At 59.2% G+C, this 15,044-nt stretch carries 11 protein-coding genes; 3 read left to right on the top strand and 8 right to left on the bottom strand.

The window, feature by feature from the left end; all coding sequences use genetic code 11:
• Positions 1-142: 142 nt before the first annotated feature.
• The 7 genes from QZR30_RS07405 to QZR30_RS07375 all read right to left on the bottom strand — a co-directional run bounded on the left by QZR30_RS07405 (position 143) and on the right by QZR30_RS07375 (position 8,775).
• Positions 143-2,668: an acyl-CoA dehydrogenase gene (locus QZR30_RS07405; RefSeq protein WP_056846195.1), complete on the bottom strand. Its 2,526-nt coding sequence runs from the start codon at positions 2,666-2,668 to the stop codon at positions 143-145.
• A 193-nt stretch (positions 2,669-2,861) separates the two neighbouring features.
• Positions 2,862-4,307, bottom strand: coding sequence for an outer membrane protein transport protein (locus QZR30_RS07400; protein WP_046068416.1), 1,446 nt, complete (start codon positions 4,305-4,307; stop codon positions 2,862-2,864).
• A gap of 51 nt (positions 4,308-4,358) precedes the next feature.
• Entirely contained in the window at positions 4,359-4,850 is a 492-nt protein-coding gene (gene praB / locus QZR30_RS07395) for an alkane oxidation protein activator PraB (RefSeq protein WP_145916475.1), read from the bottom strand.
• Positions 4,851-4,942: 92 nt separating this feature from the next.
• Positions 4,943-5,425 (bottom strand): alkane oxidation protein activator PraB, encoded by a 483-nt coding sequence (praB, locus tag QZR30_RS07390; protein WP_046068417.1) that lies wholly within the window; start codon positions 5,423-5,425, stop codon positions 4,943-4,945.
• Between the two features lie 134 nt (positions 5,426-5,559).
• Positions 5,560-6,054: an alkane oxidation protein activator PraA gene (gene praA / locus QZR30_RS07385; RefSeq protein ID WP_311903118.1), complete on the bottom strand. Its 495-nt coding sequence runs from the start codon at positions 6,052-6,054 to the stop codon at positions 5,560-5,562.
• Between the two features lie 132 nt (positions 6,055-6,186).
• Positions 6,187-7,467 (bottom strand): alkane 1-monooxygenase, encoded by a 1,281-nt coding sequence (locus QZR30_RS07380; protein ID WP_311903117.1) that lies wholly within the window; start codon positions 7,465-7,467, stop codon positions 6,187-6,189.
• 309 nt (positions 7,468-7,776) lie between these two features.
• Positions 7,777-8,775 (bottom strand): alpha/beta fold hydrolase, encoded by a 999-nt coding sequence (locus QZR30_RS07375; protein WP_311903116.1) that lies wholly within the window; start codon positions 8,773-8,775, stop codon positions 7,777-7,779.
• Positions 8,776-9,060: 285 nt separating this feature from the next.
• On the opposite strand from QZR30_RS07375, the gene QZR30_RS07370 reads away from it, so the two are divergent.
• Genes QZR30_RS07370 through QZR30_RS07360 form a run of 3 tightly spaced genes read left to right on the top strand, consistent with a single transcriptional unit; the run spans position 9,061 to position 12,344 of the window.
• Positions 9,061-10,599 carry a flavin-containing monooxygenase gene (locus QZR30_RS07370; protein WP_311903115.1) on the top strand — a complete coding sequence of 513 codons (1,539 nt, stop codon included), beginning with the start codon at positions 9,061-9,063 and terminating at the stop codon, positions 10,597-10,599.
• Positions 10,596-11,486 (top strand): SDR family NAD(P)-dependent oxidoreductase, encoded by an 891-nt coding sequence (locus tag QZR30_RS07365; protein WP_311903114.1) that lies wholly within the window; start codon positions 10,596-10,598, stop codon positions 11,484-11,486. The genes QZR30_RS07370 and QZR30_RS07365 overlap by 4 nt, the downstream gene beginning before the upstream one ends.
• A 15-nt stretch (positions 11,487-11,501) precedes the next feature.
• A complete protein-coding gene (locus QZR30_RS07360; RefSeq protein ID WP_046068422.1) occupies positions 11,502-12,344 on the top strand; it encodes a metal-dependent hydrolase in 843 nt (280 codons plus the stop codon).
• A gap of 464 nt (positions 12,345-12,808) precedes the next feature.
• On the opposite strand, the gene QZR30_RS07355 is transcribed toward QZR30_RS07360, so the two are convergent.
• Positions 12,809-14,878, bottom strand: a complete 2,070-nt coding sequence (locus QZR30_RS07355; protein WP_311903113.1) for an EAL domain-containing protein — start codon at positions 14,876-14,878, stop codon at positions 12,809-12,811.
• Between the last annotated feature and the right edge of the window lie 166 nt (positions 14,879-15,044).

The following is a 15,044-nucleotide window of genomic DNA, read 5'->3' as shown; positions in this document are numbered from 1 at the left end:
ACAACACAAATCCTGCCTTGTAAACCCGGTCAAACATGTGGGAGGGGGCTTGCCCCCGATGGCGGTCTATCAGGTAAATCTGCTTGGGCTGACACACCGCTATCGGGGGCAAGCCCCCTCCCACATTTGCACCGCGTTTTTCTTAGTTGACCGGGGCGTTTTCGCTTTGATTGCTGCGACGCTTGGCGGTCGGCTCCAACGCCTGCTTACGCTGCTGCAAGGCCTCCAGCAAACCAAAATCCTGGGGGAAGTCATCGACCTGAATGCCGTGGTCGGCGTATTCCACATAGCGCGCCAGCAAGGTGTCTTCGTCATCGCTGATCAAGTCCAGTGCCCGCGCCTTGACGCGCCAGACGGTGAAAGCCATGGCCGAGATCGGCAGCGGCTCGAGCAGGCCTTGCTTGATGGCGGGCTTGAGCCGAGCCTCGATCAACTCCACTTGGGGCAACAGACGGAAACCCAGTTCGCCATAGGCCAGCTTGTCGATTTCCGGACGCGGGATGTAGGAATTGGCCAGCAAACGATCGCGGGTTTCCCCTGGGGTCTGCACCACATCCGCCACCTGGGCCAACAGCCGATCCGAGGGTTTGCGCAGTGGAATGCCCAGCGGAAAGCTCAAGCCCCGCATCACCGCCGCAGCGGGTTTTGAAGGGTAGTTATCGAGCACTTCGGCCAAGGCTTCATGGGCACGCAGCAATGCGTCCTGGGCCGCCCAATGCACCAGCGGCAAGTCGGCCTGGGGCTGGCCATCGTCCTCGAAACGCTTGAGCACGCAGGACAGGATGTACAGCTGCGAGAGGATATCTCCCAGGCGCCCGGTGATACTTTCCTTACGCTTGAGGGCACCGCCCAACACGCCCATGGAAATGTCCGAGATCAACGCCAGCACCACCGACAGCCGATTGGCCTGACGGTAGTAGGACGCCAGCGCCGGGTCGGTCTTGGCCGGTGCCGAAATCAGCCGCCCGCCGGTCAGGGCATGCACCGCTGCGCGCACGGTGTTGGCCAGTACAAAACTCACATGGCCGAACATCGCGCTGTCGAAATCTTCAAGCGCCTTGCGCCGATCCGGGTTGCGCGCCGCTTCCATCTCGCGAAACACGTAGGGATGACAACGAATCAGGCCCTGGCCAAAGATGATCAGGCAGCGGGTCATGATGTTGGCGCCTTCCACCGTGATGGCGATGGGGCTTTGCTGGTAGGCACGGGCAAGGAAGTTATTGGGCCCCATGCAGATGCCTTTGCCGGCGACGATATCCATACCGTCGTTGACGATGATCCGCGCACGCTCAGTGACATGGTACTTGGCGATGGCCGAGATCACCGACGGTTTCTCGCCGGCGTCCAGGGACGCCACCGACACCTTGCGCACCGCATCGCAGGCATACAAATGCCCGGCCATGCGCGCCAAGGGTGCCTGCACCCCTTCGAACTTGCCGATGGGCAAGCCGAACTGCTTGCGCATCGCCGCATAGGCGGTGGTACCACGCACCGCGACTTTACCCAAGCCGACGTTGGCCGATGGCAGGGAAATCGCCCGTCCCGCCGCCAGGCATTCCATCAACATGCGCCAGCCGTTGCCAATCTGTTCGCGGCCGCCGATCACCCATTCCAACGGAATGAAAACATCCTTGCCGGTGGTAGGACCGTTCTGGAACACCGCGTTCAACGGCCAGTGGCGGCGACCGCTGTTCACACCTGGGTGGGACGTGGGGATCAGCGCGCAGGTAATGCCCAGTGAACCGGGCGCGCCGAGCAAACCGTCCGGGTCTTCGGCGCGGAACGCCAGGCCCAGCACCGTGGCAATCGGGCCAAGGGTGATGTAGCGCTTGTCCCAGGTCACTTTGAACCCCAGCACTTGCTCGCCTTCGTGCAAGCCTTTGCAGACGATGCCCAGGTCTGGGATCGCGCCCGCATCGGAGCCGGCATACGGGCTGGTCAGGGCAAAACAAGGAATGTCTTCGCCCCGGGCCAGGCGCGGCAGATAGTAATTGCGCTGGGCGTCGGTGCCGTAATGCAGCAACAGCTCCGCCGGGCCCAGGGAGTTGGGCACCATCACCGAAATCGCCGCCGCCGAGCAGCGGGTCGACAGCTTCATCACCACCTGGGAGTGGGCGTAGTGGGAGAAACCTTTACCGCCGTACTGCTTGGGGATGATCATGCCAAGGAACCCGGCATCCTTGGTGTACTGCCAGCATTCGGGGGACATGTCTTGCCAGACCTGGGTGGTTTCCCAGTCATTGGCGATGTCGCACAGGTTTTCCACCTCGTTGTCGAGAAAGGCTTGCTCCTCGGCGCTCAGGCTGGCCGGCGCCGCTTGCAGCAGACGCTGCCAGTTGGGTTTGCCGCTGAACAGCTCGGCGTCCCACCACACGGTGCCGGACTCGATGGCCGCACGCTCGGTATCAGACATCGCCGGCATGATCGTACGAAACAGGCCCAGGGCCTTGCTGGTCAGCAGGGCGCGGCGCAGGGGCTTGATCGCCAGCACCAAGGCCGGCAGCACCACCAGCACGGCGGCGACGGCAAGGCCCAGGTCGCCCACCGCGTTGAACAGATAACCAAACGCCAGCCAGATGATGCCGGTGCCCAACCACAGCGCGGCTGCGGCTTGTCGATACGCCAGGGCAATCGCTGCTGCGAGACCCACCGATAACCAGATAAGCATGGGGATACCTCTACTTGATTCAGGGCGTAAAGCCACACTACAAACTTCAAATCACAAATTCAAATTTTGTTTTGAAATTTTTATTTAACGCTTTGCCGAAAAAATTCAGGCTGACCGTGTCAGCCTGATAAAGAGCAAACAACGCAGGTCGCGAACGACCGTCTCGGCAAGGCGTTCAGTAGCGCTGAAGGCCTTAGAACTTATAAGTCGCCGACAGGCTGACCACGTCACCTGAAGATTCAGCCTTGCCGTCCAGTTGAGCCGCACCGAGACGATCGACGTTCTTGGTTTTCAGGTTGACCTTCTGGACGAATTGGTGCGAATACGCGGCATCCACTGACAAACCAGGCACAGCCTTGATGTCATAACCGGCACCAAACGCCAGGAAGTAGCGGTCACCGTCGGGGATTCGAGGGTCACGGGTGGAGTTACGCGTAGGGGTCTGGTCATACGCTACACCCGCGCGTAGGGTTAGCTCGTCGGTGGCTTTATAGTCGCCACCGATTGAGGTCATCCAGGCATTCTTGTAGTTGTAGGGAATGGCAACAATAGTTGAACCTTGGGACTTGAGCGTCAGGTCTTTGAACGAAGACCATTCAGTCCATTGAGCGCTTACACCCAATGTCCAGCGATCATTGAATTGGTGGACCCAGTCAATCGCCGCAGTAGCCGGAATATCCAATTGCGTACTGGCATGCGCGCCGTCCGGGAAAAGCTTAAGACCTGGATAAGCCATTTCAACCAGCGTTTCGCCGTTCGGACCGATAGGATTAGTCATTGCGTTACGGCCGATAGCATCCGTGTAGACGTTGTACTTACCGGTCATCTTGTTTTTGATTTTGGCGTGATAGTTCAAGCCCAACGTGTCTTGCGCCGTCGGCTTCCATACCACACCGCCAAACCAGCCGACCGAGATGTTGTCGACTTTTACGCGCATCAAAGAATGACCTACACCTGTAGGAAAACCGGTGCCTCCCAAACCTGGAGAGACATCCGCTGCAGCCAACAAGTCAATGTTCTGGCTGACGAAGCCCTGGCTGCGCTGGACGATGGCACCGCCACCGACCGAAAACTCATCATTGACCTTGAACGACAGCGAACCTGTCAGGCCGACGGTCTCGATCTTGGTGTCGACCGCAAAATCGCGCAGCTTGGAATCTTCGTTCCAAGTCGTTTTCATGCCTTGGGGCACGACCTGGCTCAAGCCAAAAGCAAAACGGTCGCCGATTGGAATCACCAGGAAACCGGTTGGCAGCCATGCGGTGAAACCGCCTTGCCCGCCATTATTGGTGTTAAGGGCTGGATCGCCCATGGTGCCCTGGTCATCCAATACCGGCGTATTGGTCACTGGATTACCATTGTGGTCATACGCCTGACCCGAGTATTTGATCTTGACCCGGGCATAATCGACAGTCTGTTGCGCGATGGTCGAGTCAATAAATGCCATGGCTGCCGGGTTGTTGTACGCAGCACTGGGGTCGTTCTTAAACAGTGAGCCGCCACCAAACGCACGACCCCAACCGGGCGCGCCGTAGGTCGGCGTGGAGAAGCCACCCGCCTGTACCGGGCCAGTGCTCATCAGTCCGCCTACCAATGCCAACCCGAGTAAAGTTCGGGTGTGTTGTTTTTTATTATTCATGTATTACCCCTATTATTATCGCAGCGGCTTATCCCAGCGAGCCCTGTCATTTCAATTCGCTATCGAGAGCGTCGGAAAAGTGAGCTCCATTCGTTCCAGCGTGCAATTCCCTGACAAGGCTTGATTAAACACAGTTAATTGATGGCTCGCGTAATTCCAACTTGCGTAAATCTGATTTGGGCCGCAATGGGTTGCAGGCAGACTTGTTATCGAAAAACCAACGTCATCGATAAGGGCAGAAGTCGAAGAGAAGGCATTCATCCGCCACCCCAAAATCTTAGGTTTCAGCAAGCTACAAAACCCCGGACCCGTAATGGAAAATGTATTGATATGAACCCCGGTAAAAGCGCTCACATTCCCCGCCACGGTAAGTCCGCATGTAAGTGGTGAGCCAAACGTAGAAGGCGTTCTTATCGTTAGTGTCCCAGCAGCACTGGTGAATGGACCCGCAGGAGAAAAATCCGCGGCGAGTGCCACACTTGCGAACCCTACGCCACTGGTCAGCAACAAGGTACTTGCCGCCCGTCGCAACAAACTACCCATAGTCAGTTCCCTCGACCTTGCGCTCCGTCAGCAGGAGCCTCCTTAGAGACCCCTGCCTTCACGGGTGATCAACCCTTACGAAGTGATGCGACTTATTGGACAGTCAACGTTGGCGCGGTTACGTCCAGGGAAACAACGGTGCAGTTGCCACTCAGAGACTGATTGGCAGCGGTCAACTTCTTGGACCCCGCATTCCAAGCCACGGCAATAGTGGTAGGGCCGCAGTTGGTAGCCGGAATCGAAGAGATCTTGTAACCGACATTGGTCACGGTACCGACAGTTGGCGAGGTTGCAGTCAGCACCCACGGAATATTAGTCAGCGTCGGCAGCCCGCACAGGCCGCCACCTGTCAGCGTTGCGCCATTGATCGACGCTACGCCGCCACTGACATTACCGGTGAAGGTAATGCCGCAGGTCACAGCGGCCCCGAAGGACGACGGCGACTTCACCACGATCGTGCCAGCACTGGTAGAGAATGGACCATCAGGAGTGATGGTGGCCGCACTGGCCATCGAAGCGGCACCCATGCAAACAGCCAGAGCAGTCAACGACACGAGAGTTTTCAAGCTTTTCATTGTTTTTCCTCACATGTTATGGCGATTCATTTCGCCAGGGGTAATGGCCATGATCGAGAGGTCACGGTGAAACTGCAGAACTTCCCTTTCCAGCCAAATTTCAATGCATCTACCGCTGCAACAGTCGAAACGCTTTATTCGACAACTTTGAAGTTGGGCGGCATCTTGATCGACACCGTCTTGATCTTGCAGTCTTCGCCAATGGGGACATTGGCGGCTTCCAACTTGCCAGTGGCGTTATCCCAAGTACCGTCGGCCGTCGAAGGCCCACACTTGCCGCCCAGGCCAAAGGCGTGCACATCCACACTGATCTTCGACATCGAGCCACTTTTTGTATCCTTGGCAACCAGCACCCAGGGCAGGTTGATTGCTTCAACGCGGCTGCACTTGAGGCCGCCGTCAAATTCGACTTTGTCGACATTTACCGATGAACCATCGGCTGCCACCTTGCCGGCCACCTTGATGGTGCAATCGGCGCTGATCAGCTTGCCTTTGGAGAAACTGATAGGCCCCTGGGCTGTGAAGGCACTGCCGGCGGGTTCGATCCGGGCCGCTTGGGCCTGGTGATAGACAATCAGGCCTATCGCAGCCAACAGGATATGTGTAGTGAACTTGGCAGGGCTTTGCATGGTGTACGTCCTTCCCTTTACATTATTTTTGTAGGGTCAAACCACGTTCTTGCACTAAACGCTCAATACCTGGGGCGATAAAAACCTGCGCGATACACAGATCCCGAGTACGCCCTGGCTGTTTAATTCATATCAAAACGGCTTGGCACTGCCGCTGTATTTCTCCAGATACTTCAAACGCTGTGACGGTTGAAGATTGGTCAGGGTGATATCCCCGGCATAATGATTGAGCACCCGATGGTCCATACGACGTCGCCACAAGTAAGGCACATAGGCCCAGACAATCATGCTCGCGTAACCATACGGAAGTTGCGGTGACTCATCGAAGTGACGCAACGACTGATAACTGCGCGTCGGGTTGGCATGGTGATCGGAGTGCCGTTGAAGTTGAAACAGAAAGATATTGGTGACAATCCGATTACTGTTCCACGAGTGGCGCGGCGAGCAGCGCTCATAACGACCGTTGGGCAACTTCTGGCGCTTGAGGCCGTAGTGCTCGACGTAGTTCACCACTTCCAGCAACGAGAACCCGTAGATGCCCTGGATGATCAGGAACGGAATCACCGCCGCGCCCAGCCAGGCAATCATCGCGCCCCACAACACCACGCTGTACATCCAGGCGCTGAGTACGGCGTTTTTCCAGTGCAGGGCCGGCAGGCCGAGTTTACGCAGGCGCTCGCGCTCCAGGTTCCAGGCCGATACGGCGCTGAACCACACCGAGCGCGGCAGGAACGCCCAGAAACTCTCGCCCAGCCGCGAACTGGCGGGGTCTTCCGGGGTGGCTACACGGACGTGATGGCCACGGTTGTGTTCGGTGTAGAAGTGCCCGTAGAACGTCGGCGCCAGGGTAACCTTGGCCAGGAACACTTCCAGGGGCTTAGGCTTGTGCCCCAGTTCATGAGCAGTGTTGATTGCGATGCCGGTGGCGGCGCCGGTGGACATCGCCATACCCAGGTAGGTGAACACACTGATTTCGCCGTGCAACTCGGTGCGTGCGGTGATAAATGCAGCGGTCCTTGCCAGCCAGCTTGACGGTTCCAGCGCAGCAGTGGCGTGCAGCAGGCCGCCGTTGATGATCCAGTCGATGCCGCCAGCGGCCAGCCAGCCGGTGATGACCACTGAGGCGATCACAAACAGCACGCCGGTGTAGACGATCCAGCGGTAGTAACTTTGGGACTCGAGGTTGCTGACGGCCGATTCAGGCGGGTTGCTGACGTCTTCGCCGAGCAGGCCATCGATCAACGGGATCAAGCCGAAGATCACCAGCACGCCGACCCACCAGAGTTGCTGCACGCCGGTGCCGATCGCCAGGGCGCCGGAAAGTAGCGGAGTTGCGAGGGGCATGATGCCCAGCCACCACAGGTGGCGCTTGCCGTCGGTCCAGACTTGCGAGGTTGCCAGGGTCTGATTCATGGCAACCTCCACACGCATTCACTGAACGCTTGGGCAGCTGAGAAGTTCACGGAGCGCTGACAGCTCCGAGACATTGACCATGCGATAAAAGGCGTTTTTTTCATTATTTTATTCGCTCTTAGGCATTTCAAAAATAATTTCAAATTACGCATTGAAATAATTTTTTTAAATAAATAGCGCGGAATCGTTAGGTCGTCAACTAGTTTCTCCAGCCCTTTTTTCCGTGACCGTACAGTCTCTTTTTCAGCCGCGTAGTCAGGTGTCTAGGGCAGGCATTAACGCCGTTGAACCGCGAGTCGGGTGGCACATTTATTTGCTCGCCAGGGCCACAGGTGGATGTAACTGCGTGACGCTTTCGCCGGGTCGAACGCGCTTGGCAATCTGCTCCACCAGCGCCGCCACTCGCTGCGTCGCGGTGATCGGCAACATGTGTCCACGGCCTTCCACGACCTGCATTTTCAACCCTGGCACCTTGCTCGCCAGGGCCTGGCCGTGTTTCTGGAAGTCGAGCACCTTGTCTTGCGCGCCATAGATCAGCCCGATGGGCAGGGTCAGTTGCGGGTAGCGCTTGACCATGTCCGGCAGGTGATCGTTGACGCGGTTGATCTCGGTAGAGGCCGCGTAGAAATTGTCGGGGCGCATGCCCAGCAACCCGCCGCCACGGGTGGCGAAGTCCGAAGGCGCAGCATCGGGGGCGAACACACCCTTGACCACCGCGTCCTTGGTCAGCAGGCCAACGGGCATGGTCAGGGTGTGGGCCATCCAGCGGCGCAACCAGGCCGGACGGATCGCCAGAGACAGAAATACCAACGGCAGCATGCGTTGGGGATGGGTCAAGGGCGCCACCAGCACCAGTCCGGACACTGCGTGGGGATGGTCCAGGGCCAGCGCCAAGGCAATCGCGCCGCCCAACGAGTGCCCCAGGACCAGCGGCTTACCCAGGTCGAGTGTGTTGATAAAGGCGGCGATTTGTCGGGCCTGGGCTGGCAGGTCTGCCGCCGTGCCACGGTGGCGGGTGGAATAGCCCGAACCCGGGCGGTCGAGGGTGATCACGCGAAAATGTTCACGCAGTTGCCCAGACAAGGCATAGGTCAGGTTGCGACTGCTGCCCATCAGCCCGTGGATCATCACCAGCGGCGGGCCTTTGCCCTCTTCGACATAATGAAAGCGCTCGCCCTGTACCTCGACGAAGCGCCCGTTGATCGGAACGACCGCTTCAATGCGCCGCGTCACCCAGGCACTCAAGCCCCATAACGCCGCGCTGGCGCCCACCAACACCCCCGCAGCCACTACCCATTCGACAGCCATAGCTCGGTCCTCTGCTTCCCTGCGGCTGGCGACCCGACCGGAATTGATCAGGGCCTCAGCCATCGTCCACGCCCTGGACCTAGACTTGATGCATGGCGTGTTCGCCCGTCGGACAAATGGCACATGCGGAACCTAGCGTAGGCGATTTTTTCAGGTAGATTATTTAAAATCTTTTTTAAAATAAATAATTCAATTTTCCTTTGCAATGGTGTTCTATCTAAAAGACAAAACAAAAACAGGAGCAGATTCGATGCCCAAGCGCGTTCTACGGATGAGGCAGCCTTTATGAATGCCTACAGTGATTCAATCGACATCGCCATTATCGGCTCGGGTTTCGCGGGCCTGTGCATGGCGATCAAACTCAAGGAAGCCGGGCTCACCGACTTCTTTATCGCTGAGCAGGCCGAGACCCTCGGCGGTACGTGGCGCGATAACCATTACCCAGGGTGCGCCTGTGACGTGCAGTCCCATGTGTATTCGTTTTCCTTTGCGCCCAACCCGGATTGGACGCGGCAGTTCGCGGCGCAACCTGAGATCCGCGCTTACCTGGAACAATGCGCCACGCGTTTCGAGCTGGCGCCCTACCTGCGTTTCGGCATGGGCCTGCAACGCGCGGTGTTCGATGAGCAGCAGCAACGCTGGCATCTGACGTTCAGCAATGGCCGCCAGGTCAGTGCACGGGTGTTGGTATCGGGCATGGGCGGCTTGTCGCGCCCGGCGATGCCGGACATCCCGGGGCTGGACAGCTTCAAGGGCAAACGCTTCCACTCCCAGCACTGGGACCACGACTACGCCTTGAAAGGCAAGCGCGTGGCGGTGATCGGCACCGGCGCCAGCGCCATTCAGTTCGTGCCGCAGATCGCGCCGCAGGTGGCGCACCTGGACCTGTTCCAGCGCACACCGCCGTGGATCATGCCCAAGCCCGACCGGCCGATTTCAACCTTCGAGCGCTGGCTGTTCAAGCACCTGCCGTTCACCCAAAAGCTGGTGCGCGGCGCCCTCTACTGGGCGCTGGAAGGGCGGGTGGTGGGTTTTGCCTTGCACCCACGGCTGATGAAGATGGTGCAGAAAATCGCCCTGCGTCACCTGCGCAGACAAGTGGCACGCCCTTCCCTGCGTAAGAAGCTGACGCCGGACTACACCATCGGCTGCAAGCGCGTGCTGATCTCCAACGACTACTACCCGGCCCTCTCGCGCAGCAATGTCGAGGTGGTCACCGATCGTGTGCTGCGCATCGAAGCCGACGGTGTGATCACCGCCGACGGCATCAAGCATCCCGCTGACTGCCTGATCTTCGGCACGGGTTTCCAGGCCAGCGACCCCTTGCCCCGCGGTTGCATCATCGGCCGCGACGGCATCGACCTGATGGACGCCTGGGGCGATGGCGCCCATGCCTACAAAGGCACCACCGTGCCGGGCTATCCCAACCTGTTCCTGATCGTGGGGCCCAACACCGGCCTGGGGCATAACTCGATGATCCTGATGATCGAAGCCCAGGTCAGCTACATCCTCGACGCACTGCGCCAAATGCAGCGCCAGCGCATCGCCACGCTAGAGGTCAAGCCCGCCGTGGAGCAGGCCTACAACCGCCAGTTGCAGGACAAGCTCAAGCGCACCATCTGGAACACCGGCGGCTGCCAGAGCTGGTACCTGGACCCACGCACCGGCAAGAACACCACGCTGTGGCCCGGCTCGACCTGGCGCTTCAAGCAGATCACCCGGCATTTTGCGCTCAAGGACTACCTTGCCGACCCGCTGCCGACGCCCGCCACACCGCGCCCTGCACCCGCGCCCCACTCCGCCACAGAAGGCAGCCTGTCATGAAGTCATTTAACGGCCGCGTCGCGGCGATCACCGGTGCGGCCTCCGGCATGGGCCGCGCACTGGCCTTGGCCCTGGCTCGGGAGGGTTGCCACCTGGCCTTGGCGGACAAGAACAGCCAGGGACTGGAGCAGACCCTGACACTGGTCCGGGCTTCGACCTTGGCACCCGTGACCGTCACCACCCAGGTGCTGGACGTCTCCGACCGCAAAGCCATGCAAGCTTGGGCGGCCCGTTGTGCCGCCGAGCACGGCCATGTCAACCTGGTCTTCAATAACGCCGGGGTGGCGTTGTCTAGCACCGTGGAAGGCGTTGATTACGCCGACCTGGAATGGATCGTCGGTATCAACTTCTGGGGCGTAGTGCATGGCACCAAGGCGTTCCTGCCCTACCTCAAGGCCAGCGGCGATGGGCATGTGATCAACACCTCCAGCGTGTTCGGCCTGTTTGCCCAGCCCGGCATGAGCGGCTACAACGCCACCAAGTTTGCAGTGCGCGGCTTTACCGAAGCCCTGCGCCAGGAACTCGACCTGCAACGCTGCGGCGTCTCGGCCACCTGTGTGCACCCCGGCGGTATTCGCACCGATATCTGCCGCAGCAGCCGCATCGACGCGAATATGACCGGGTTCCTCATCCACAGCGAGCAACAAGCCCGCGCCGATTTTGAAAAGCTGTTCATCACCGATGCCGATCAGGCCGCCAAGGTGATCCTGCAAGGTGTGCGCAAAAACAAGCGCCGCGTGCTGATCGGCCGCGACGCCTATTTTCTCGACCTGCTCGCCCGTTGCCTGCCATCGGCCTATCAAGCGCTGGTGGTGATGGCCAGCAAGCGCATGGCGCCCAAGCCACGCAGGCCGGTATTTGAAACCAACGACGAGTCCCATCTCTGAACAGGAGGACGCACCATGTTGCCGATCCGTCGCGATATCCGTTTTGCCTTGCCTGCCGAGCGCATCAAGAACTGGCATGAACAAGGTCCAGTCATCAGCCATTTCTTCAATGCCCTGTCGCTGTTGTTTCCCCAGGGCGAGCTGTTTTTCATGGACAGCGTGCGCCACTACCGTGGGCAGATCGACGATCCAGAACTGAAAAGGGAAATCCAGGGGTTTATCGGCCAAGAGGCCATGCACAGCCGCGAACATGTGGCCTACAACGACCTGCTGCAAGCGGCCGGGCTACCGGCGCACACCCTCGACCGGCGCCTGAAATTCTTCCTCGACCTGCAGAAAAAACACCTGCCACCAGCGTTCAACCTGGCAGTAACCATTGCCCTTGAACATTACACCGCGATGCTCGCGGAAATCCTTCTGAGCGACCCGTCGCGCTTTGGCGACTCGCTCAAGGGTTACCAGCAGATGTGGTACTGGCATGCCCTGGAAGAAACCGAACATAAAGCCGTGGCGTTCGATGTCTGGAACCGCGTCATCACGCCCGGACCTGCACGCTATCTGCTGCGCACCGGGACCATGCTGACCACCACCCTGATGTTCTGGTTGGTGGTGCTGGATTTCCACGTACGCCTGCTGATTGCCGACCGCACCTCGGGTGGCAAGCTCAAGGGGTTGTGGCGCATGGTCAAGTATTTGTATGGCCCCAAGGGGGTGTTCCCGCGCATGCTGCGGCCGTGGCTGCATTATTTCAAACCGGGGTTTCATCCTTGGGATCATGACAACCGGGCACGCCTGGCGGGGATAGACGGGCTGGTAGAAGAGATCGAGCGGACGCGGCACGGGTATGAGTCGGCGTAAGAGCCGAACGTAACCACGATGCGCAGCGAGCCGCTCTTGATCTTGATCTGCTTTTGATCTCAGGCGCCCCGTCAAACCACGCTGGCCGGAATTCGACAGGGATTTGGGGGGTAAACCGGCAGGGATGCCGGTTTAGCCGCCCCGCGCCATGGATGGCGCGTGGCGGCGGCCCCCCAAATCCCTGTCGGATTACGGGCACACCGAGCCTGGGCGAGGTGCCGAGTGGTGGGGCAAAGCGTTTTTGGTTACTTTTGGCGCTCTTCCAAAAGTGACCCGCTGTAAGAGCGGAACCAATATTGGCCGTTACCTAAACAATGGATATGTACTCGGTCTGATCCAACATCCTGGTCAACTGTCAGGCCGCCATCGGGGTAAGCCCCCTCCCACACTTGTACCATGCGGCATCAGTTATATAGCGGTCAGCTGTCAGGGCCCAGAGGAGGCAGGCCCCTGCCACATATGGATCAAGCCAACGCCGCCCGCTCACGCACAAACCCCGGCAACTGATCCCCCGGCAATGCCTTACTGAAATACCACCCCTGAATAAACACCTCAGGCCCCGTACTCAGAAAGCCCAACTGCTCGGCAGTTTCCACCCCCTCCACCACCACCCCCAGCTTCAAGGCCTCGCAAAAACGCAACATGCCGGTCAGCAACTGGGCGCCCTTGGGCTCACGCTGGGCAACCACAAAACTGCGGTCAATCTTAATGAAGTCCACGGGAAACTGGTGCAGGTAACTCAAGGCGGAAAATCCAGTGCCAAAATCATCGAGGTACACCTTGGCACCCATGGCTTGCAGTTTTTCGATGGTCTGGCGCGTAGCCGGGATATCACTGACCAGCGCGTCCTCAGTGATCTCCACCGAGACCCAGCCATGGGCCTGGGCAAGAATGTCCACCAGACGATCACCATAGGCCGCGTCCTTCAAGGTGGAACTGGAAATATTAATGGTCATCGGCAATTGAAAACCGCCCTTCTTCCACTTCTGATACTGGCGCACGGCCTGGGACGCCACCCACACGTCCACATCCGGCATCAGCCTGGCCTGCGCCAGCCATTGCAGGAACTCCCAGGGCGAATGCACCGTACCTTGGCTGTCCCGGGCACGCATCAACGCCTCGCACCCGGTGCACAGGCCGGTGCGGGTGGACACCTGGGGTTGGAATTCAAGGTAGAACTCGTAATCGCTGATCTGCTGGATGCGGCTCAACTCAACGGCCTGTCGTGCCGAAGTCCTGTGGGAGGCCAGCACCGGGTCGAACTCCAGCAGGCGGCCTTTTTCTTCGAGGCCGCGAAAGGTCATGTCCAGTGATTTCAAGTACACCGTGCCACCTTCGGCGGCTTGGCGATGCATTGCCCGCACGTAGGGCGCATACACCAGCGTGCCCACGCCTAGCAGCACCAACTGCAGCAGCACCGCCGCCAGATCACCATGGGTGCTGAGGTAGGCATTGAGCAGTACCGGCGCGGTAAATGGCACGCTGGCCACGGCCGGTGAGACCCAGCCCAGCTGCACTGCCGCCAGCGCCACCACCGTGTTGAATGCCGGCACCAGCGAAAAGGGGATGAACAAACGCGGGTTGAGAATGATCGGCAACCCGAACAACAGCACCTCGCTGACGTTGAATAACGACAGCGGCAAACTAGCAATAGCCAGCAACCGCATGGACTGGCTCCTGGAAAACAGCAGGATCGCCAGCAGCAGACACAATGTGGCACCGGAACCACCGATAAACGCAAAACTACCCAGCAGACCGCTGTTGAGCAGGTACAGGACTGGCTCCCCCGCCGCCTGCGCCGCGCCATTGAGCACCACGGCCTTGTCCAGCACGTCGAACAGCGGCTGCATGGCATACACGCCGTGAATGCCGAAGAACCACAGCAGCGAATTCATCAGCGTTACAAAGAGTCCGCTGCCGTAGGGCGCTTGCAATGCATCGAGTACTTGAGGCCCCTGCCATTGCGCCACATAAGGGATCAGCAGCAGCAACGACAGCAGCAGCACCAACGACACCGCAGTGATCGCACCGGGGAGCACCATATTGATGGTGCCCTTGAGGTTATGCCCAACCAGGTCTTCGTTGACCAGCCGCGTCCAGCGAAAACGGTGCAGCCAGGCGATGGCGGGCACATTGATCAAGGGTGAGGCGATAGCTATAAACAGTAGGAAAGTGGCCGAAGCCCTGGGGGATTCGCGCAGGACAAAGGTGGCGACCACCACATGGACGAGGCACAGGAACGCCACCGGCAACTGTGGCAGGCGGTGCCGGATCGCCAACATGTAACCGATGGAGGCCGCGACCAGCAGGGGGATCACCGAACTGATCTGGTTATGCAGCCCTGCCAGGAACCCCACCACCTGCTGGTTGAACCCCAGCACCCGGGCGCATTCGGACAGGATCAGGAAACCGGCCGATACCAGCAGGCAAGGCAGGATCCATAGCAGCCCTTCACGAATCGCACGCAACGATTCGGTGCTGGCCAAGACTGCCAGGCGCTGGGTAAGGAAAAGTCTGAACAGCGTTTGTGCCATGAGCCGCCCTCTGCCCGTCACCTTACTGCCGCTGAAAACCAGGGCCGGAAACCCTCGCTAACGCTACACGTCCTGATGGTGGGAGTGAAAGCCTTTTGCCCACGACTCTCAGGCTTTTTCGGAACTATCTGCGGGGTTGCTACACGAATTCTCTACTGAATTATCG

The organism is Pseudomonas sp. rhizo25, from assembly GCF_031931935.1.
Lineage (GTDB): Bacteria > Pseudomonadota > Gammaproteobacteria > Pseudomonadales > Pseudomonadaceae > Aquipseudomonas > Aquipseudomonas synxantha.
The sequence above is the reverse complement of the archived record's forward strand: the minus strand, read 5'-3'. Positions and strand labels throughout refer to the sequence as shown.